The organism is Brevibacterium sediminis (assembly GCF_013623905.1).
Classification (GTDB): Bacteria; Actinomycetota; Actinomycetes; order Actinomycetales; family Brevibacteriaceae; genus Brevibacterium; species Brevibacterium sediminis.
Genome location: NZ_JABKDD010000008.1, coordinates 88,486 through 109,512, shown reverse-complemented (window position 1 = coordinate 109,512; position 21,027 = coordinate 88,486). Strand labels below are relative to the sequence as shown.

General features: G+C 64.3%; 13 protein-coding genes and 1 tRNA gene. 8 read left to right on the top strand and 6 right to left on the bottom strand.

Features of this window, described 5'->3' with window-relative positions; translation table 11 throughout:
• Positions 1–2: 2 nt before the first annotated feature.
• The gene (locus HK108_RS12315) at positions 3–869 is read right to left on the bottom strand and encodes a branched-chain amino acid ABC transporter permease (protein ID WP_139469740.1); all 867 of its coding nucleotides are present in this window, start codon (positions 867–869) and stop codon (positions 3–5) included.
• An 85-nt stretch (positions 870–954) separates the two neighbouring features.
• Positions 955–2,103, bottom strand: coding sequence for an ABC transporter substrate-binding protein (locus HK108_RS12310; protein ID WP_229664121.1), 1,149 nt, complete (start codon positions 2,101–2,103; stop codon positions 955–957).
• Between the two features lie 512 nt (positions 2,104–2,615).
• Here HK108_RS12310 and HK108_RS12305 point away from each other — a divergent pair.
• A complete protein-coding gene (locus HK108_RS12305) occupies positions 2,616–3,359 on the top strand; it encodes an SDR family oxidoreductase (RefSeq protein ID WP_181271738.1) in 744 nt (247 codons plus the stop codon).
• A 51-nt stretch (positions 3,360–3,410) separates the two neighbouring features.
• Positions 3,411–4,610, top strand: a complete 1,200-nt coding sequence (locus HK108_RS12300) for an acetyl-CoA C-acyltransferase (protein WP_181271737.1) — start codon at positions 3,411–3,413, stop codon at positions 4,608–4,610.
• Between the two features lie 162 nt (positions 4,611–4,772).
• On the opposite strand, the gene HK108_RS12295 is transcribed toward HK108_RS12300, so the two are convergent.
• Positions 4,773–7,700: an HNH endonuclease signature motif containing protein gene (locus HK108_RS12295; RefSeq protein WP_181271736.1), complete on the bottom strand. Its 2,928-nt coding sequence runs from the start codon at positions 7,698–7,700 to the stop codon at positions 4,773–4,775.
• A gap of 295 nt (positions 7,701–7,995) precedes the next feature.
• Here HK108_RS12295 and HK108_RS12290 point away from each other — a divergent pair, with 295 nt between their 5' ends.
• Both HK108_RS12290 and HK108_RS12285 read left to right on the top strand, forming a co-directional pair.
• On the top strand, positions 7,996–9,312 hold the full coding sequence (locus HK108_RS12290; protein ID WP_181271735.1) for an MATE family efflux transporter: 1,317 nt from the start codon (positions 7,996–7,998) through the stop codon (positions 9,310–9,312).
• Positions 9,309–10,199, top strand: a complete 891-nt coding sequence (locus tag HK108_RS12285; protein WP_181271734.1) for a GNAT family N-acetyltransferase — start codon at positions 9,309–9,311, stop codon at positions 10,197–10,199. The genes HK108_RS12290 and HK108_RS12285 overlap by 4 nt, the downstream gene beginning before the upstream one ends.
• Before the next feature lie 84 nt (positions 10,200–10,283).
• Here HK108_RS12285 and HK108_RS18915 read toward each other — a convergent pair whose 3' ends face one another.
• On the bottom strand, positions 10,284–11,747 hold the full coding sequence (locus tag HK108_RS18915; RefSeq protein WP_229664127.1) for a M1 family metallopeptidase: 1,464 nt from the start codon (positions 11,745–11,747) through the stop codon (positions 10,284–10,286).
• On the bottom strand, positions 11,740–15,699 hold the full coding sequence (locus HK108_RS12270) for a Pls/PosA family non-ribosomal peptide synthetase (RefSeq protein WP_181271733.1): 3,960 nt from the start codon (positions 15,697–15,699) through the stop codon (positions 11,740–11,742). Before HK108_RS12270 ends, HK108_RS18915 begins: the two co-directional genes overlap by 8 nt.
• Positions 15,700–15,955: 256 nt before the next feature.
• Between HK108_RS12270 and HK108_RS12265 the strand changes: the two genes are divergently transcribed.
• From HK108_RS12265 to HK108_RS12250, 4 genes are all read left to right on the top strand, one after another.
• The gene (locus tag HK108_RS12265; protein WP_181271732.1) at positions 15,956–17,170 is read left to right on the top strand and encodes a metal-dependent hydrolase family protein; all 1,215 of its coding nucleotides are present in this window, start codon (positions 15,956–15,958) and stop codon (positions 17,168–17,170) included.
• A 151-nt stretch (positions 17,171–17,321) separates the two neighbouring features.
• A complete protein-coding gene (locus HK108_RS12260; RefSeq protein WP_181271731.1) occupies positions 17,322–17,825 on the top strand; it encodes a DedA family protein in 504 nt (167 codons plus the stop codon).
• Positions 17,826–18,019: 194 nt separating this feature from the next.
• Positions 18,020–19,411 (top strand): sodium:proton antiporter, encoded by a 1,392-nt coding sequence (locus HK108_RS12255; protein ID WP_139469748.1) that lies wholly within the window; start codon positions 18,020–18,022, stop codon positions 19,409–19,411.
• Positions 19,408–20,580 carry an MFS transporter gene (locus HK108_RS12250; RefSeq protein ID WP_139469749.1) on the top strand — a complete coding sequence of 391 codons (1,173 nt, stop codon included), beginning with the start codon at positions 19,408–19,410 and terminating at the stop codon, positions 20,578–20,580. Before HK108_RS12255 ends, HK108_RS12250 begins: the two co-directional genes overlap by 4 nt.
• Positions 20,581–20,745: 165 nt before the next feature.
• Here HK108_RS12250 and HK108_RS12245 read toward each other — a convergent pair.
• Positions 20,746–20,822: transfer RNA gene (locus HK108_RS12245), tRNA-Pro, on the bottom strand.
• Between the last annotated feature and the right edge of the window lie 205 nt (positions 20,823–21,027).

The window sequence follows — 21,027 nt, the reverse complement described above, 5'->3', positions numbered from 1 at the left end:
GTTCATCGCTGCACCGCCTTCGTGAACAGTCCGTTCGGCTTGATGGCCAGCACGGCGACGAGAACGATGAATGCCACGGCCTCACCGACGGCTGAGGAGATGTAGGTCGCCGTCATCGTCTCTGCGATAGCGAGTGCGAAACCGCCGACGATGGCGCCGGGAAGCGACCCCAGACCACCGAGGATGATGATGGCGAACACCTTGAGATTGAGTGCGTCGCCCATCGTCGGAGACAGGAGATTGATCGGTGCGACGAGGCCCGCCGCGATCGTGGCCAGGAGGGCGGACAGCCCCAGTGTCAGCATTGAAACCATCGACGGGTTGATGCCGACCAGCGATGCACCGACGCGGTCCTGTTCGATCGCTTCGATCGTCTGGCCATGGATGGACCGCTTGATGAACAGCGCCAACAGGGCCAAGACGATCACAGCGGTGACGATGATGACGATTCGCTGCGCAGAGATCTCGGCGCCGAGAATGCGGAGTTCGCCGGTGATCGGTGTGTCCATGCGTCGGAAGTCAGCGCCCCAGATCGCTTGAGCCAGTGCTTGGAAGAAGAACATCGCACCGACGGCCGCGATCATGTGGTGAGTATGCGGGGAGTTGCGCAAGGGGTGGAAGACGAGGCGCTCGAGACCGACTCCGACAATGAAGAGCATGATCGCAGCGATGCCGATTGCGGCGATATAGGGAACGCCGACGGTTGTCAGGAAGAAGTAGGTGATGTAGGCGCCGAGCATATACAGCGCACCGTGAGCCAGGTTGGGAATGCGCAGCACTCCGAATACCAATGTCAGCCCGATCGCAGCGAGACAGTAGACACCGCCCAGCGCGAGGCCATTAAAGAGTTGTTGGATGAAGAGGGTCATGATTGTCGGGTCCTCTGCAGGCATGAGTGCGGCCCGGGTGAGGCGCACCGATGCGCCTCACCTTAAGAACGGCCGTTGACGGAGATTACTTGTCGTCGGATACCTGTTCGATCGGCACCTTGGTGTATTTGCCGTCCTCATTGAGGAAGGTTGCTTCCAGGTTGGGATTGAGGAGGTGGCCCTGTTCTGTGATCTCGTCGGGGAAGCCATTGACCTTGTACTTGTCATCGACCTCAGGCAGTGCCTCGCTGATGGCTTCGCGAATCTTCTCGGGGTCGTCGGTCGTCCCCGCAGCTTCCATCGCCTTCGCGATGATCGCAATTCCCTGGTAGTTCAGTGCCGTTTCACTGGTCGGGACCTTCTTCTCTCCGGCCTTCTCAGCAAATTTCTTCAGGAAGTCCTCGGTACCGGGATCCTCATATTCGGAGACTGGCAGGACACCGACCGAATTCTTGAGATTGTCGAGCTTCGTCACCGTGGCCATTTCATCCAGTTTCGCCTGGTCCATGACGAGGAAGCTGCCCTTGAAGCCCTGCTTTCGAGCTTCTTCCATGATCAGCGCTGTCGGTTGGGAAGGTCCGCCGACGAAGATGGCGTCGGGCTTCTCTGACAGGGCTTTCGAGACGGGGCCCGCAAAGTCGGACACGGTGGCGTAGTCGACACTGTTGTCGCCGCCGATCTTCCCGCCGGCTTCACTCCAGGCATCCTTGATCGACTTGGTCCACTGTTGTCCGTACTCACTCTGAGTACCTAGCAGAGCGAGCTTCTTGCCTCCGTGCTCCATGGCAGTTTCGGAGAATTCCTCGGCATAGGACTCGAAGTTCGGAGGAATCATCATCGTCAGAGGGTTGTCGGCCTGCACGATCGCCGGGTCAGAGGTGTAGGCGGAGATGAGGAAGTTCGACCTGCCGCTGTTGATCTGCTGAATCGCCTTGATCGCTCCGGCGTTCGGGGAGACGACCACCGGGGCCTTGTCCTGATCGGCCAATCGTTGAGCATTGCTTGCCGCGGTGGATGGTGCGTATTTGTCGTCGAGGGACTTCAGCTCCAGTGTCACGGGATTGCCGTCGACCTCTACACCGTCTGCGTTGAGGTCGTCGATGGCCATTTCGAGACCGATCTTCACGTTCTCGCCGTACGCGGCGCCTCCTCCGCTGAGCGGTCCGGTGTAGCCGATGACAACCGTGTCACCCTCACCCGAGCCACCACCTCCTCCGCAGGCTGTGGCAGTCAATGCGATTGCTCCCAAAACTGCGGCTGCCGAGAGTCTGCGGCGGCGACTTCGCGAGACAGAGTTCATCTTTTCTCCTTTGAAAAGCTCCTGGAGCGGGCTCGCTCCACACGTTGCCCGAGCCGTCGTCAGTGACGGTGCTCGGAGTCGTCGGCAATCCGTAATGGACTTCGACTGATGTGAACACTTCCAAATCACTCTGGTGAAGTCAATGGTTTTGAGCTAGTTTTTTGAACGTTCGATAATCTGCCGGGCGAGCCGGGCAGGGAGAACAAAAGGCGAGGTCGGGGTGCTTGTGAGCGGAGCTTCGCAGAACGGCGTCGAGGTTTTGAGTCGCTGGACCCAGCTATATGTCTGAAAGATGAGCAAACAATCGTTCAGTGACGGAATTGGTCTACAGTGGCCTTAGCTGCATGGGAGAGCTGTGTCACATCGGTTCCGGTGCAGACGCGAACCGCAGTCGAACACTCGGTTCCCCACGGCAATGACGCAACATCATCTTTAGGAGCTTGTTCATGACTCGTACAGCAATCGTCACAGGTGGAGGCCGCGGCATCGGAGCCGCCATCGCCAAGCGACTCGGAGCCGACGGACTCAAGGTCGCCGTTCTTGATATGGGCCCCACCGATGAGACCGTTGCCGCCATCAAGGAAGCCGGCGGCGAAGCGCTCGGCCTCGAAGCCGATGTCTCTGACGAAGGCTCGGTCAACGCTGCGGTCAAGCAGGTCGCCGAGACCCTCGGCGCGCCGACCGTTCTGGTCAACAACGCAGGGATCCTGCGTGACAACCTCCTGTTCAAAATGACTCACGAGGAGTTCAACAAGGTTCTCTCCGTCCACCTCGGGGGAGCGTTCCTCATGGCTCGGGCCGTGCAGTCGTACATGGTCGAAGAGAAGTTCGGCCGCATCATCTCGATGTCCTCCACCTCGGCTCAGGGCAACCGCGGACAGACGAACTACTCCGCTGCCAAGGCCGGCATCCAGGGAATCACGAAGACCTGGGCGATCGAGCTCGGCAAGTTCGGCATCACCGCGAACGCCATCGCTCCCGGCTTCATCGAAACCGATATGACCAAGGCCACCGCCGAGCGCGTAGGTATGGGCTTCGAGGAGTTCGTCGAAGCTTCGGTCAAGCAGATCCCCGTGGCACGATCGGGCAAGCCCGAAGACATCGCCCACACGGCATCGTTCCTCGCCTCCGAGGGTGCCGGATTCGTCTCCGGTCAGGTCATCTACGTCGCCGGTGGTCCGAAGGACTGATCGCCACCGTCCTCACGACGAGTTCACGAACATCTTCGAAAGGTGAGACCCATGAGAGAAGCAGTGATTGTGTCGACGGCTCGCACGCCGATCGGCAAGGCCTACCGTGGTGCCTTCAACGACACCCAGGCTCAGGAGTTGGCCGGCCATGCGATCAAGCATGCTGTGGAGCGCGCCGGTCTGGAAGGCGGTGAGGTCGAGGACGTCGTCTTCGGTGCCGCTCTGCAGCAGGGCAGCCAAGGGACGAATGTCGCTCGACAGGCAGCGCTGCGAGCCGGTCTTCCTGTGACGGTTCCAGGCATGTCGATCGACCGGCAGTGCGCTTCCGGGCTGATGGGCATCACGACCGCGGCGAAGCAGGTCCTCTTCGACGGCCAGGAGATCGCCGTCGGCGGTGGCGTGGAGTCGGTGTCGCTGGTCCAGAATGACAAGATGAACACGTTCCGGGCCAAGGATCCGTGGCTCGTGGAGCGCATCCCGGGCATCTACTACCCGATGCTGGCGACGGCCGAGGTCGTGGCCGAACGTTACGGCGTCAGCCGTGAGGCTCAGGACGAGTACTCCTTGTCTTCGCAGCAGCGTACCGCCGCTGCTCAGGAGGCCGGACGGTTCGATGACGAGATCGTGCCTCTGCCGACGACGAAGGTCGTCGTCGACAAGGAGACGAAGGAGACCTCGCGCCAGGATGTGCTCCTCGAAGCCGACGAGGGCAACCGCCCATCGACGACGCTTGAGAGCCTTGCCGGACTCAATCCGGTGCTCGATCCCGGCGTGGCGTCGAAGGTTCCGAGCATCACCGCCGGCAACGCCTCGCAGCTCTCCGACGGAGCCTCTGCTTCGGTGGTCATGTCGAGCGACGAAGCCAGTCGGCGCGGACTCGAACCGCTGGGCGTCTACCGCGGTATGGCCGTGGCCGGCTGTGAGCCGGACGAAATGGGCATCGGACCGGTGTTCGCTATTCCGAAGCTGTTGAAGACCCATGGCTTGTCGATCGATGACATCGGACTCTGGGAACTCAACGAGGCCTTCGCCGTGCAGGCGCTGTACTGCCGTGACCGCCTCGGCATCGACCCGGAGAAGTACAACGTCGACGGCGGCGGTATCTCCGTTGGACATCCCTATGGAATGACCGGTGCCCGTCTCGTCGGTCACGCTCTCATCGAGGGACGTCGCCGCGGAGTGAAGTACGTCGTCGTCACGATGTGCATCGGCGGCGGCCAAGGCGCAGCCGGACTGTTTGAGGTCTGCTGAGGCATTCCGCCGGCAGCTCAGCAGGAACGGAGGGCCGACGATTCTCTGGTCATTCTGACCGAGAACCGCCGGCCCTTTCTGCGTGCTCCGTTGATGTGGAGAGCGACGACTCTCAGGTTGAGAGGACCTGCCTCAGGGCATTGCGGGGTTGTCGGAGTCGTCTCAGAACGGTGGAGGTTCGCCGTTGTCCCAGAACCAGCTGCGCAGTTCGGCGTTGTCCTCGTCTGTACGCGCGGTGCCAGATGTGGTGCCGGAACTGCTCGGAGCAGGTGCGGGTGTGAAAGCGAAGAGGTCCTCGCCGGTGAGCTCCCTCCAGCCAGGGGATCCGTCGGCCGCGGCCGGTTCAGGGCATTCCCGTGCTCGCTTCCGATCGCCGGGCGCGGGATCAGCGGTGTGTGCATCGCCGCTGTGTGCATCGCCGCTGTGTGCATCGCCGCCCTGTGCGGACGACGTCTCGGCGCCAGACTCAAGATCGCTGCCGGACCCAGGACCGCCGTTTGACCCAGGACCGCTGTTGGACCCAGGACCGCTGCCGGACTCGTGCTCGGCTACTGGAGCGCTTTCGCGAGTCAGAGGACCCTCTGTGCTCAAATCCTCCGGTGCTGCTGCTCGTCCCGTGCGCGAGAGGCCCCTGCCGAACCGTTCGAGGAACAGCCGCGCATGCTCAACGCTGATCGGGTTGTCCGGTGAGACGACCTCCACGGTGACGCCCTTGCGGAAGACGTACTCCAGGTGGCCGGGTTCGGCCATCCGCACGTCGAAACTGCCGTTGGTCTTCTGCATGTGGTGGGCTTTGCACAGGCAATGGAGATTTCCGAAGCGAGTAAGACCACCCTGGGTCGGGTCGGAGCGGTTGAACGGGTCGATGTGGTCCACCTCTGACACCTCGGCGGGCTGAGTGCACCCGGGGAAGGTGCACGTAACGAACTGAGCGACGAGTGTTTTGCGTACGCTGTTGGGAATGGCGTAGGACGTTGCCTTCGCATCGACCGGTGTTCCGGTCGCAGGGTCGGTCAGCAGCCGGGTCCAGGTGGTGGAGTATCCTGCGACCCGCCGTGCCATGTCGGCGGGAATCGGCGACCCGTCTGGAAGCATGCCCGCCAGATCGCACACCTCATTTGAGGTCAGCGGTCCGTCAGGTCCTGTGGTCGGTGTGTTTGAGTTGGTCGGTGTGGTCGGTGCGGTCGGTGGTTCGGCCGTGGGCGGCAGGTCCGGGGAAACTATGGGCGGCGGTGGCGCATCAGGGGGATCGGTGCTCAGTGGCGGTGGACCCGGCGGATCGTTTGTCGGCGGCGGCGCACCCGGGGGATCGGCGGTAGGTGGCGGAACGTTGCCGTCTTCCGACTGGAATTGGGTGAGCAGAGTCAGCAGAGGAACGGTGATGAAGGTGCTGGCCTGATTTGCCAGCCAATACTCACTGGTCGGCATATCAAGCAGGAACTCGAAACTGATGCGGCGCTCGCCGGCGTCGAGGATGGGATTGCCGAAAGCATCGATTACTCCCGCTGTCTCTGCTCCGGTGCCCTCAACTGCGGGGCGAGCTCCGCTGGCACGCGATCCGATGAAAGTTGAGAGCGCGTCGACCTTGTCGCGGTCCGTGGCGCTGTTGCTGCTGAGGATGGCCTCGAGCATCTGGGATTCGAAGACGCGGTCGGCCGGTGTGGTGGGTGCATCGGTGGTGGAGCCATCTTGAGCGGAGGTTTCCGAATCGGTTGGCACAGGTTGAGCCTGTGATTGGCAGCCGGTCTTGTCCATGTCGTCGAATACCCGCTCGATGTAGTCGAGCAGGGACTCACCCTCGTGCATCGGTGTGCCGTCGGGTCCGGCGAAGAGGCCGTCGAGAGGGAAATCGGTGCTTGTCGACGAGCTGTCGGTGTCGTTCGTGCTGATGATGCGCAGCTTCAGCTGCGGACGCGTGCGCGTGAGGATGTCGAACATGAGAGCCGAGATCGTACGCTCCTCATCAAAGCAGTCTCCAGCCTTCAACTGACCTGAGAACGCACTCGTATTGCTCTTATGCACTGCCCGGGCAAAGGCGTCGAGCCTTCTGAAGCACGCTTGAAGCTCCGGTGCGGGCCCGGTCAGGGTGAGGTACGCAGTCCCATCGTCGCCGCTGCTGAAATCGACCCGACGACGCAGTGAAACACTCTTCAGAGTGTCCTCGGCCGGTTGGATTACCGCGATTTTCAAGGCGACCGAGCGCTTGAACGTCTCGATCGTGATGTCGGCGCGTCTGTGCGCCAGATAATCGTCGAACTCCGGCAGGTGCTCGAAGTGCAGGTCACGGCATGCGCGAGTGACACAATCGACGTGCTCGATCGTGAAGTCCCCATCGAGGCATCGCTTGAGGAACTTCGGAAGTCCCTGGGTCAGCGTCATCGACGAGGTCATATGCCTGAGCGAGTTACTCGTCGTTGCCCCGAGGAGACTCGAATAGACCCCGGCCTCGGTCGGTTCGATGCTGCCGCGCAGCCACGTGAAGAACGTCAGTTTCGGGTCGTAGCCGGGAAAGTCGGGCAGCAGAGCGGGGTCGGTCAGCAGCTGCTTTGCCAGCTTCTTCACGCGACGAGTGCGGCGACCGGCAGCGCGGTCCTTCTTCCGTCCTTTGTCTGCGTCGATCTTCCTCCCGGTTTCGGCCTCGACGGCGGCCAGTGCCTGGGTCCATGCACGTGTCTCTCTTCGGGTCCAGCTTCTGGTCGACGAGAATGCGTCGTCGTCAGCAACGTCGACGATGCAGTCGTCGCCGTCGGACTCACGATCGACTCCCTTGTCCTCGGGCAGACGGTGCCGGGCAGCGGTTCTGGTAAAAGATGCGAATTCGTAGACCGTATCGAGCCGAGTGCCCATGAGCCCCAGAGCGTAGGCGACATCCTGGGCCACGACGTGGCTGGTGGCGATAAAGGAATTGACCTGGGCGAGGCTGCTCTGCGCATAGGTGCTCAGCAGGTCGACAAGCTCATTCTCCTCGGCGATCTCCATGCGACGTCCGTGAGCGCGGCGGAACTGGGACAGAGCTCGACGGTCAGCCCCTGCAGGGGGAGCGGTGGGCAGACCGAATGCCTGTCCGTCGCTGTCTCCGATGTTCTTCATCGGTCTCTCACCTCTCCACGCCTCTGTGGAAGTCAGTCGTCAGGGAAGTCGGCTATCTCAATTATACGATCCCCAGAATGAATTGAAAGTCACAATTCGATTGCAAATAGAACTGATAATACATAATGTTGCGTCCAAGGTTGTTAGTTTGAGTCCGGTCGGTCACTGACCTGTTTGTCGTCCGACTCTACAGTTCGGCACTGACACGACATTGCGATCCGGCCTGAACTCGCGTCCCCGCTACAGCATTCCTGCGAAACCGTCCCCGGCGCACCGGTTCGCTAGAATCGGGGACGTGGCAGCGATCGACAAAGACATTCTCCGTTTGGCCCTACCCGCACTCGGAGCCCTGATCGCCGAACCCATTTTCCTGCTCACGGACACGGCCATGGTGGGCCACCTCGGTGCCGGTGCCCTGGGATCGCTGGCGATCGCCTCGACGATCCTGCAGACGGTGCTCGGCCTGATGATCTTCCTCGCCTATGCTACGACGCCGCGGGTGGCGAAACGGATGGGATCGGGGGACCGGCCGGGCGCGATCACGGCCGGATTCGACGGAATCTGGCTGGCACTGGGAACCTCCGTCCTGCTCATCATCATCGGGCTGCCCCTGCTGAATACAGCGATCGAGGCCTTCGACCCGGATCCGATCATCACCGCGGGTGCACACTCCTACCTTGCGATCTCATGGTGGGGGCTGCCATTCATGCTCATGGTCATCGCGGCCACCGGACTGCTGCGCGGACTTCAGGACACGAAGACCCCGCTACTCGTCGCGGCCGCCGGCTGCATCGCCAATATCGGCCTCAACGCCATCTTCATCTACGGCCTCGACATGGGAGTCGCGGGATCGGCGATGGGCACGGTCATCGCGCAGGCCGGAATGTGCACGGTCTACCTCACCATCTCCATCCGCGCGGCCCGTCGCCTCCACGCCAGCATCCGCCCTGACTGGACAGGCGTGTTCACCTCGGCGAAGACCTCCGGATGGCTGTTGGTGCGCAACGCCTCGCTGCGTGCTGCCCTCATCCTCCTCGTCTTCCTGGCCACGGCGATGGGCACGACGGACCTCGCCGCGATCCAGGTCGCTCAGAGCATCTTCTTCGCTCTCGCTCTCGCCCTCGATTCCTTGGCCATCGCGGGCCAGGCGATGATCGGCCTCGAGCTGGGGGCGAAGAACACCGAGGCGGTCGCCGCGATCAACCGCCGCCTGTGCCTGTGGGGGATCGTCTTCGGCATCGTCGTCGGCGTCGTCCTGTTCGCCGGCTCCGGAATCATCCCCCGTGCCTTCGCCTCGGACCCGGCCGTGGTAGCGGCACTGGCCGCCCTCCTGCCGGTCCTCGCCTTGAGCATGCCGATCGCAGGCTTTGTCTTCGTCCTCGACGGAGTGCTCATGGGAGCTGAGGACGCGAAGTATCTGGCTCTGGCACAATTGGTCGCTGTGATCGGATACGCAATTCTGCTCATCCCGATCATCAGCATCTGGCCGGGAGCACCCGGACTCTGGGCCGGCTTCTGCATCGGATTCGTCGGTTTCCGCGCCCTGACACTGGGCTGGCGAGTACGCAACCGGGCGTGGATCGAACGCGCCGTCGAGAAAGGAATCTCATGAACGCTGCACACACTGACGCTCATGATTCGCAGAACACTTCCGCTGATTCGCAGGACACTTCCGCTGATTCGCCGGACACCACCGCTGATTCGCCGGACACCACCGCTGAGGCGGCCGCCGCCTCCCTGCGCGGACGGATCCGTCCGCTCCCGGCCGAGACCGATGACGAGACCTTCCTGCCCTTCCTCGATCTGTGCTTCAACTGGTCGATGGACAGACCCCGGATCGAAATCGAGGACCTCCGGTACCGCAGCGATGCCGTCTTCTACTACCGCGGCTGGGGACGCGAGGGAGATATCGCCGTCGCCGCGCACGCCGAAGCCGATGCGCAGTCACCGATCGTTGGACTCGCCTGGGTTCGCCTGGCCGATATCGACGATGTCGTCGGGAGGGCCGACGAAAAGGTGGGTGGAGACTTCGCCGCCGCCCTGGACAAGACCGGCACCGAGGTGGTGCGCAGCGAAGTCGTGACCGAGGGTGACGCTGATGCTGATGCTGATGCTGATGCTGGGGCTGTGGCTGGCTCGGGTTCAGACGTACCGGCCGGCACCGACACCGACGGGTCCGCTGACGCAGACGACGCAGCCACTGAGCCAGCGGCCGCCGATCTGACGCCGTCGGATGAGCAGATGCCCTTCACCGGGTACGGCTGGGTCGCAGCCGACATTCCTGAACTCTCGATGGCAGTGCTGCCCGACCACCAGGGGCAGGGAATCGGCGGAGCCCTTCTCGACACGGTCTGTGCGCTGGCGCGGATGAGCGGCTTTCCCGCCGTCAGCCTGTCCGTCGAGGACGGCAACGGGGCGGCGAAACTCTACACCGACCACGGATTCGTGTCCGTCGGACGCAACGGCGACTCGAACGTGCTCGTCCGCAAGCTCGGCTGAGGCACACCGCTGCCGAGAGTTCGCAACAGCTTCTGGAGCTGGAATTTACTTAGGCGCAGTCAGCTCCTCAGCCCCCTGGCCCTTTTATGGAAGGTCCGGAAGATTCGGAAGTTCGAGTTCCTCGAGCCAAGGCCGGACCACCTCGGCGATGTCACGGTCTGCCACTTCGGAGACACAGCGGATGAACTCCTCGGTGCTCACCGACGAATGACGGTACCGCTTCGTCCACTCGCCGACGGCGGTGAAGAACTCCGCATCGCCGAGTTCGATGCGCAGAGCATGCAGGCACAGGGCACCGCGCTTATACACGCGGTCATCGAACATGTCCGGCCCACCCGGATCACCGAGCAAGATGTCCTGAGGCTGAGCGGACAGCTCCTCCCACCACTGCCGCGCACGCTCATCGGCACTCGCACGCCCGGACTCCTCCGACCACAGCCACTCCGCATAGCAGGCGAAGCCCTCATTGAGCCAGATGTCCCTCCACCGTGACGGTGTGAGCGAGTTTCCGAACCACTGGTGCGCCATCTCGTGGGCGACGAGACGCTCGGCCTCCCACTCCGGTCCCAGATGATTGGGACCGAGCACGGACAGCGGCTGCGACTCGAGCGGGATCTCGAGCACATCATCGGTCACGACCACGTCATAGACGTCGAACGGATAGGGTCCGAAGCGGTCGATGAACAGGTTCATCATTCCGTGTTGGACGCCGAGGCGTTCGACTGCCACATCCCAATGATCATCGGCATAGACACCGAGGGAAACAGGGGACTCGCTGCGGCTGTGCCTCGTTCGCTTGCCCGACGAATCGTGAACAGACACGTCCTTGCCGGCAGCGCCGGCGACTCCTCGGACAGCGCTCGATAGGGCGTCTCTGGCCGAACCGGCAACGGCATCCTTCGCCGCCCCGCGCATCGCGGCGCCGAACCTCGTCGCACCGGAGCTCAATGGAATCTGCCCGTACTTGTAGCGACCGATCTGCACCGTCGCCAAATAGGTCGCCAGGGGAGTCGTCGACTCATAGGTCCAGCGGGTCCGCCCTGCCTTGCGCGTCTTCTTCGTCAGCGACCCATTGGACACCACCGTGTACTCGGACTCGACGAGCACCGAGACCCTGTACTGGGATTTGTTCGAGGGATGGTCATTGCACGGGAACCAGGTCGAGGCACCGACGGGCTGACCGGCCACGAGCACCCCGTCTTCGAGCTCCTCCCAGCCGACGTCTCCCCAGGTGCCGATCGCCGGTTCCGGATTGCCCGTGTAGCTGATGTCGATGACCACAGGCTGGTCGCTCTTTAGTGCAGGGGTCGTCAGCCGCAGCTTCTTCCCTCGTGCGGAGAAGCGGACCTTCTTGCCGTTGACGCTGGCTTTCGTCACCCGCAGACCCGTGAGGTCGAGGACGATCGACGAAGTTTCCGTGAGGACGCGTCCCTTGAGCACCGCCCTGGCGGAGAGCCGATTCGGGCCGATCCGGTAGTCGAGGTCGAGATCGTAGTGGTCGATGTGAAGGTCCGCATTGCCGACGCCCTGGGTGTAGGAATCAAGCATGCGATCGGCTCGATCGGTCGCCGTCTCGGTCTTCTTCTTCGAGTGAGGGAAGTTCTGGGGCATCCACCCAGGGTATGACAGGATTGCCGCTGAAGTAGGCATGGGCCGGCACGAACTCGCCGCGCATGACCAGCGACGTCGCCCCGACAGTGGCGTTCTCCCCCAGGGTGGAGGCTGGGAGGATGACGCTGTTGGGTCCCAAAGTGGCACCGGGATCGAGTTGAACGGTATCAAGGCTCATCACCCGATCGTGGAACAGGTGAGTCTGGACCACACAGCCGCGGTTGACCGTCGAGTTGTCCCCGAGGTCGACGAGGTCGGCCTCCGGCAGCCAGTAGGACTCGCACCATACGCCGTGCCCGATCTTCGCACCCATCGCCCGCAGGTACCACACGATCGCCGGCGTGCCCACGGCGTTCCGGGCGAACCAGGGAGCGGCCACGAGCTCGACGAAGCAGTCGGCGACCTCGTTGCGCCAGATGAATGACGACCACAGCGGATGCTCCCCGGGCCGGATCGGACCGGCGAGGATCCATTTCGCAGCCACGGCCAGTCCCGCCGCCACGGCACCGGCGGCCATCATCACGACCCCCGAGGTGAGCAGGGCCAGCAGCACGGAGGTGAGGAACGTCGTCGACTGAGCGGCCACCCCGCCCGGTAGCCCGAGGAAGAACCAGATGGTGAGCACGACAGCTGTGATGAGCACGCCGCCGGCGATGATCGATGAGATCCGCAGGGTCTCCCAAAAGGCACGGGCGGCCTTGACCCCGAAGGTCGGAGCGTAGGTGAGCGACTCGTCGGATTCCACGGCGGCGCGGCGCAGCTGCACCGGGGGAGAGCCGAGCCACGACGATCCCTTCTTCGCCTTCGCCGGTGCCGCCGACAGCACCGCCACGAGGGAGTTCTTCGGCACTCTGCGGCCGGGTGAGGCGATTCCCGAGTTGCCGAGGAAGGCGCGTTTGCCGACCTTCGCGCGCCCGGCCCGCATCCAGCCGTGGCCGAGTTCGTAGCTGGCGACCATGGTGTCATCGGCGAGGAAGGCACCGGCCGCGATCGTCGTCATCTTCGGAACGAAGACAACGGTGGAGATCTCAGTGCCCGGACCTACCTTCGCACCGAGGAGGCGCAGCCACCACGGGGTGAGCATCGACGCGTAGAGGGGGAACAGCAGGTCCCGGGCCATGTCGAGCAGCCGCTCCGTCGCCCACACCCGGTAACCGCGGGCCGAGCGGACAGGGAACTCTCCCTCTTCCATGCCGATCGCCAGGATCCGCACAGCGATGAGGATGAACAGTGCAGTGGTGAAGAACCACAGACAGGCCACGACCGGTGACCACGCCACCAACAGCCAGGGCGACTCGACGACCTCGATCCCGGACAGCGCGAGCATCAAGGCAATGCCCGGCACCACAGCGAGATACGGCAGCAGCGCATTGATCTGCGAACCGATGGCATAGAACAGGAACGGCAGACGCCGCCTAGGCGGGGGAGCAGGCCAGGACTTCTTCGCCTTCCCGACGCGCACGGCCGGTGAACCCGAGTAGATCTGATTCTTCCGCACCCGCCCGGTCACTGCGGATCCGGCTTCGATGAGGGCCCCGACGCCCACCTCGGCGCCGGGCATGAGCGTCGACCGGGCGCCGATCGTGGCATTGCGACTGATGTCGATAGGTCCGATGCGCAGCAGATCGCCATCGACCCACCAGCCCTTGAGATCGACCTCGGGTTCGACCGCCGCACCCTCGCCGAGGGTGAGGAAACCGGTCACCGGCGGCACCGAGTGCAGATCGGCATCGGGCCCGATGCGGTTGCCCAACAGCTTCGCATACCAGGTCACCCAGGGTGCGCTCGCCACCGAGACCGCCGCAGCAAGATCGGCGATATGCTCGGCCAGCCACAGTCGCTTGTGCACCCAGCCCGATCGCGGATAGTCCCCGGGCCGGATCCCGATCATGAGCAGACGCGCCGCTCCCGCAGAGATGAGCATTCGTCCCCAGGCGGTGACGAAGACGAGGAAGAGGACGATGATGACCGGCCACGGAGTCAGCGGCAGATCCGCGCCTAGTCCGACACCGATATTTGCCGCCAGCATCGCCAGCACCACCCACCGAACCCCGCCGAGGATGTGCACCGGGATCCCGAGCAGAACCTGGAAGGCCTGCATCCCCCGGGAAGTGCGTGTGATCGTGCGCTTGGGACCCGTCGGTCCGATGCCGGATCCTTCTTCGCCGCGGCAGAGCCTGGACAGGGCGCCGAAGCGCGGATGGGCGTAGATATCGCCGACGGTGACGCTGGGATGGCGGGTGCGCAGCCGGGACACGAGCTGCGCTGCTCCCAGTGAACCGCCGCCGGCGGTGAAGAAGTCCGTAGCGCTGCCGGGTCGGGCACCGAGGACCGCGGCCCACTGCTCGGCGACCCACTCCGTGTCCTCGTCGAAGACCTCATCGGATCCGGCCGCCTCGGCGCCGTCATCGAGCGGCCACGGCAGGGCATTGCGGTCGACCTTGCCCGAGGTCTTCGTGGGCAGATCCTCGACGAGAGCCAGACGGGGAACGAGCGCGGCCGGCAGCTCGTCACGCAGTCGGGCCTCCCAGGCGGAAAGATCGGCCTCGCCGGAACCGGCACCGGGGGCGAGATAGCCGATGAGGACGTCCGTGCCGGCCGCGGTCTTCTTCACCGCCGCCGCGGCACCCTCGACTCCGGGCAGAGCCTGCAGGGCGGCATCGATCTCACCGAGCTCGATGCGCCTGCCCCCGAGCTTGATCTGCTCGTCGGCGCGACCGACGAAGATCAGCCCGGCCGGATCGTTGACGACGAGGTCGCCCGACCGATACGCCCGCTCCCAGCCGAGACTCGGCATGGGGGCGAACTTCTCGGCGTCCTTGGCCGGGTCGAGATAGCGGGCCAGACCGACCCCGCCGATGATGAGCTCACCGGTCTCTCCATCGGCGACGGGCACGCCCTCGGCATCGACGACGGCCAGGTCCCAGCCCTTGAGCGGCAGGCCGATGCGCACCGGCTCGGATCCGTCGAGCACGGCGGCACAGGCGACGACGGTCGCCTCGGTGGGACCATAGGTGTTCCACACCTCGCGGTCATCATCACTGAGCCGCCGTCCGAGTTCGGGTGGACACGCCTCGCCGCCGAAGATGAGGAGGCGGACATTGTCGAGACTCTCCGCCGGCCACAGCGCGGCCAGGGTCGGCACGGTCGAGACGACGGTGATCTGCCGCGACGACAGCCACGGACCCAGATCCATCCCGGACTTCACCAGCGCACGCGGGGCCGGGACCAGGCATGCTCCGTGCCGCCATGCCAACCACATCTCCTCGCAGCTGGCGTCGAAGGCCACGGACAGTCCCGCCAGAACGCGGTCGCCGGGACCCAGCGGCTCCTCGACGCAGAACAGGGCCGCCTCGGCGTCGACGAAGGCCGCGGCCGAACGGTGGGTGACGGCAACGCCCTTCGGGGTGCCCGTCGACCCGGAGGTGAAGATCACCCAGCAGTCGTCATCGGGAGTGGGGGACCGCAGCTCGGAACGGTCGAGGGGTCCGCGGTCGGTGCGGGATTCGATGTGTGGTCCGGCGGTGATCACTCCGGTCACGGCCGCCTCGGCGAACACGGTGCGCGCCCGCTCATCCGGATCGTCGACGTCGACGGGAACGTAGGCCGCGCCGAGCATGAGCGTGGCGAGGATCGCCAGGTACAGATCCACCGACCCCGAGGGGACACGGACGCCGACCTTGTCACCGGGGCCGATCCCGGTCTCGGCCATCTCCAGTGCGAGATCGCGGATCGCAGTGATGAGCTCCGAATAGCTGAGCACCCGGGTGCCGTCGTCGAGGGCCGGCTGATCGGGATGCGCGGCGGCCGACTCGAGGAGGACGTCGATGAGGGTGCGGTCCTCACGGGGCCTTACGGGGGACGGGAACTGCGGTGCGTATTCTCTCACGTGTCTTCCGGGTCGTTCGGGAGCTGATCGGCGCCGGGCCGACCGGTACCGCCGGTGACCATAACCCAGGAAGGTGTCGCGGACGTGAACACGGGTCGGGGCGCGAACAGTGCGCGTTCCGGTTCCGATGTCTGATCTTAAGTCACTGTTCTCCGTGTCACCGCCCTGATCGTCACGGAGAGGTCGTTCGTGATAGATGTGAGGGGACGGCCGTTCACGGTCGACCAGCTGATTTTCAACGATGAGGAGCACGCCCATGGTCACAGTTCTCACCCACGCCACGGTCTTCGACGGAACTCGCTTTCTGCCCGGCACCCGGGACGTCGTCATCGACGGCGGACGGATCGCCTCGGTGGCGGAAGGAGGGCAGGGTTCGCACAACGCCGGAGACGACCACATCGACTGCGCGGGGAAGACGATCATCCCCGGAGTCATCGACTGCCACGTCCACCTCACGAGCAGCGGCGCGGCAGCCACCTCGAACTTCCACGACCCGTTCTCGCTCCAGTTCTATAACTCTGTGAAGAATATGGAAGCCACTCTCAAGGGCGGAGTGACGACCGTGCGCGATGCCGGAGGCACAGACCTCGGTGCGAAGGTCGCCGTGGAGACCGGAGTGGTGCGCGGTCCGCGGCTGACGATCGCCGTCAACATCATGTCCCAGACCGGTGGCCACGGAGACTTCCACCTCGTCTCCGGGGCGGAGTCTCCTTTCCTGGCCCCGCACCCCGGCCGGCCCTCGGGCGTCGCCGACGGACTCGAAGAGGTGCAGAAGAAGACCCGCGAACTGCTGCGGGCCGGGGCCGACCACATCAAGATCTGCTCGACCGGGGGAGTGCTCTCCCCTCGCGACGATCCGCGGCACTCCCAATTCACCGAAGCCGAGATCGCTGTCATCGTCGCCGAGGCGGCCGCCCAAGGCGCGTATGTGATGTCCCACGCGCAGGGCGCACCGGGAATCAAGAACGCCGTCCGTGCCGGGGTGCGCTCGATCGAACACGGAATCTACCTCGACGACGAAGCCATCGACCTCATGCTCGAGCACGGCACCTTCCTTGTCCCGACCCTGCAGGCCCCGCAGGCCGTCATCAAGGCCGCCGATGCCGGTGCCGGGCTGCCTGCCTCCGTCGTGGACAAGGCCCGACGCGTCGTCGACGCCCACCAGGAGTCGATCAGCCGGGCCCACGAAGCAGGAGTCCCGATCGCGCTGGGCACCGATGCCGGAGTCGGCCCGCACGGGGAGAACCTCGAAGAGATCAGCCTGCTGGCCGAGGTGGGACTGTCCACGACGGAGGCGCTCGCCGCCGGAACCTCCGTGGCAGCCCGCCTGCTCGATGAAGATCGGGTCGGCCGAATCGGTGAGGGCGGACTGGCCGACCTCGTCGTCGTGGACGGCGACCTGCGCACCGCCGACGTCCGTGGAATCGAGAACCGGGTCAACTCGGTCTACCTCGATGGTGGGCGCGTCTGAGCGGTCACCGCCTCGGTGGGTGAGATCGGTCTCGACCGGCCGCTCTGTGAGGGAAACCTAACCTAACGGGGCTATGATGGGAGCGACCGATCCGTGAAGCCGCAGTGCGTCCGCGCAGCGGAATGCCCAGAGTGAGGAGTGCGCCGCACCGATGAATCCGCTCGACTGGTCGTTTCCGATCGCAGTGACATGGCTGATCATGTTCGGCATCATTGTCGTCCGCGCCGGCGGCACCTTCGTCCTCGGCCGCTTCGCCCGCAAGGGAATCCGCAAGTTCCACCGGGTCGAGAAGATCATGGCCGGACCCAAATACCGCCGCGCCGAGGACACCATCGACCGCTTCGGGGCGCCCGTCGTGGCCCTGAGCTTCCTCACCGTCGGGCTGCAGACCGTGGTCAACCTCGCTGCCGGAACCACGGGGATGCGCTACCGCCGCTACGTCCCGGCGCTCGCCGTCGGAGGATCGCTGTGGGCGCTCATCTACTCGACCGTCGGGTTCCTCGGCTTCAAAGCAGTGGCCAAGGCCTACCAGGCCGAACCGGGACTGACCGTCGGGCTCGGTCTCGTCTTCGTCGTCGCGATCGGCGGTCTGCTCATCGGACTGCGCAAGGATCGCATTCCCGCCGAGGAATCGGCCTCCGCCTCGGCGAACTGACCGGCACCTCTGCTGACTCACCGGCCGCCTCGGCGAACTGAACGATCTTCGCCGGCGGCTCTTTGCATCCATGGGCAAGCTACGTCCGTGTGGCAGACCGTGGTCCGATGCGCTGCGCGAGTTCAGTAGAGTAAGACAGCGTCAACGTCGACTGGACGAGCCTGCTCGTCGACACTGAATAAAGGAGTCCCCGGATGGTCGTGGCCTGGTGGAGCATCATTCCGTTTGTTCTGCTGCTCGGATGCATCGCGGTGCTCCCGCTCATTCCGGCCACGGAGAAGATCTGGGATCGCAACCTCGTCAAGCTCATCGTCGCGCTCATCCTCGGTGTGCCGATCGCCGTGTGGTTCCTGCTCAGCGGAGAGTCGACGACCGTCATCCACGCGCTGCTCGAGTACTTCCAATTCATCATGCTCATCGGCAGCCTCTTCGTCGCCTCGGGCGGAATCTTCCTCGTCGGCGACATCAAGGCGACTCCGCGGAACAACACGATCTTCCTCGCTGTCGGCGGTGTGCTCGCCTCGTTCATCGGCACCACGGGTGCGGCTATGCTGCTCATCCGCCCGATCCTCAACACGAATCAGGACCGCAAGCACCGCACCCACACCGTCATCTATACGATCTTCATCGTCGCGAACTGCGGCGGTCTGCTCACACCGCTGGGCGACCCGCCGCTTTTCCTCGGCATGCTGCGCGGAGTGCCATTCGAATGGACATTCGGGCTCTGGCCGTACTGGCTGTTCGTCAACGCCCTGCTGCTCATCAGCTACTTCGCACTCGATAAGAAGATGTATGCGAAGGAACCGGCCGAGGCGCTGGCCAAAGATGCCGAGTATGTGACCAAACTCGGCCTGCGCGGCGCCAGCGGTCTGCTGTTCCTCGCGATCATCATCGTGGCCGTCGCTTTCATCCCTTCGGTCGACCTGCATGCGATCGAAACAGGACATGCGAGCGCCTCGGACTTCGTGCCGTGGCGTGAGCTCGTCATGCTCGTCTCCGCGGTGACGTCATTCCTCGTCGGTGACCGCGGTGCACGGTTCAATCTCAACAAATTCACCTGGACGCCGATCCTCGAGGTCGGGTCGCTCTTCATCGGCATCTTCCTCACGATGATGCCGGCCCTGCAGTACCTGGGGCAGATCGCCCACAAGATCCCGCTGGGCGAGATCTCCCTGTTCATCTTCACCGGCGGTCTGTCCTCCGTGCTCGACAATGCTCCCACCTATGTCACCTTCTTCGAGATGGCCGCCCAGGTGCCGGGTGAACCGAAGGTGGCGGGAGTGCCCGAGACCCTGCTCATCGCGGTCTCGCTCGGCGCTGTCATGGGTGGGGCCATCACCTACATCGGCAACGGACCGAACTTCATGGTCAAGTCCGTCGCAGATTCGGCGAATGTGGCGATGCCGAGCTTCGGCGGCTACGTGTGGTGGTCGCTGCGCCGTCTGGTGCCGATCCTCGCCTCGATGGTGCTCATCTTCATGACCGGTTCACTGTGGTGGATTCTGCTCGGAGTCCTGGTCGCGCTCGTGATCCTCGGGCAAGCTGGACGTGACCTGCGCGCGGCGAAAGTCGTCAAGGCAGAGTGAGGGCCGCAGCCGGCGTCGGCCTCTACTTCACCGGCAATGGTGCCGTCTTCGCCGCTCTCCTGCCGTGGTATCCGCTGCTCGTCGACCGACTCGGACTGAGCTCCTGGCAGTTCGGCCTCGTCGTCGCCTGCTTCGCCGGCGGGTCGCTGCTGTCCTCGGTCCTGCCCGCCGCCCTCATCGCCCGATTCGGAGCGCACCGTGTCGTCATCGTTGGGACGGTGATGCTCGGTGTGGCCGCCTCGGCGACGGCGTGGTCGGTCAACGGCGTGATGATGGCGATCTGTCTGCTCCTGTTGGGGTGCTGCGATGCCATCGTCGATGTCGCGCAGAACGTCGTCGGCATCTCCGTCCAGGAACGGGCCGGTCGCACGATCCTGTCGTCGATGCATGCGCTGTGGAGCCTCGGCGGTCTGCTCAGCGGAGCCGCCGCAACCGCGGCCGCCAGCTCCGGTGCCGACATGCGGGCGTGGCTGGGGCTCATCGGAGTCGCAGCCGTGGTCATCACGATCGTTGGGCGCCGCCTCATCGGAGACTACGCCTCGCCGAGGCGGGTCGCCGATTCCGACGCCGCTCCTGTTGGCCGTGGCGGAGACGGGGCCGTGGGGCGATCGAAACGGATGGTCCTCTGGGCTGCGCTGCCCTTGGCGATCGTCGCGATCTGCGGTGCCGCGGTCGAGGACATTGCGAACAACTGGGCGGGGCTGGCCGCGGTCGAATTCGCAGGAGTTCCGGCTGCCTCGGCGGGGATCGCCTTCAGCATCGTCATCGGCAGCCAATGCCTCGGACGATTCAGCGGGGACGTGCTCGTGACGAGGTTCGGGGCCGGTCGGATCGCGCGCCTCGGGGGCGGACTCATCGCCGTCGGCGGAGTCGGCATCATCGCAGCCCAGGAACCCGTTCTGCTGCTCGTTTCGATGGGTGCCCTCGGATTCGGGTCAGCGACGCTCGTGCCCGGCGCACTGGGAGCGGCCGCTCGTCTGCCCGGTGTCGGGCGTGCCGGGGGAGTGACGCTGGTGAACTGGCTGATGCGGGTGGGGTACCTCGGGACGAGTCCGCTGGTCGGGGTCGTCGCCACGGGAGCGGGACTGCGGTGGGGACTCGGCATCCTCGTGCTCGTCGGCCTCCTGACCGTGGTCTTCGCGAACCGCTTGGACGTCCGTCGGACCTGACGAGCGTGGGCGGGATGTTCCCTGGCTCGAGTCAAGTCCCCTGGCTTGGATTGAATAGACGTCGCCACAACGCGGGGCTGACAGGTTCGGGGAACGAAAAATGTGCCGCTCCTTCGTCTCAGCGAAGTGGCGACACATTCTATTGAAAGCGGGTGATGACCCGGGTGGTCGGGCTAGCGGGATTTGAACCCACGACCTCTTCACCCCCAGTGAAGCGCGCTACCAAGCTGCGCCATAGCCCGTTACCGTACTCCCTCGTGGGCAACGAGAACTAGCTTATACCGATCGGAGGCCAACTGCCAAAACCGCGTTCCGTGACCTTCGAAAAACAGGTATCATCCCAGGTAGATACCGAAGAAGCGGGTCCTGCAGATGCCTGACAGGGTGACTCAGTAACATTTCCGTTTCGTGATTGTTATGAAAGTGGCCCAGGCGGCTATGCTTGGT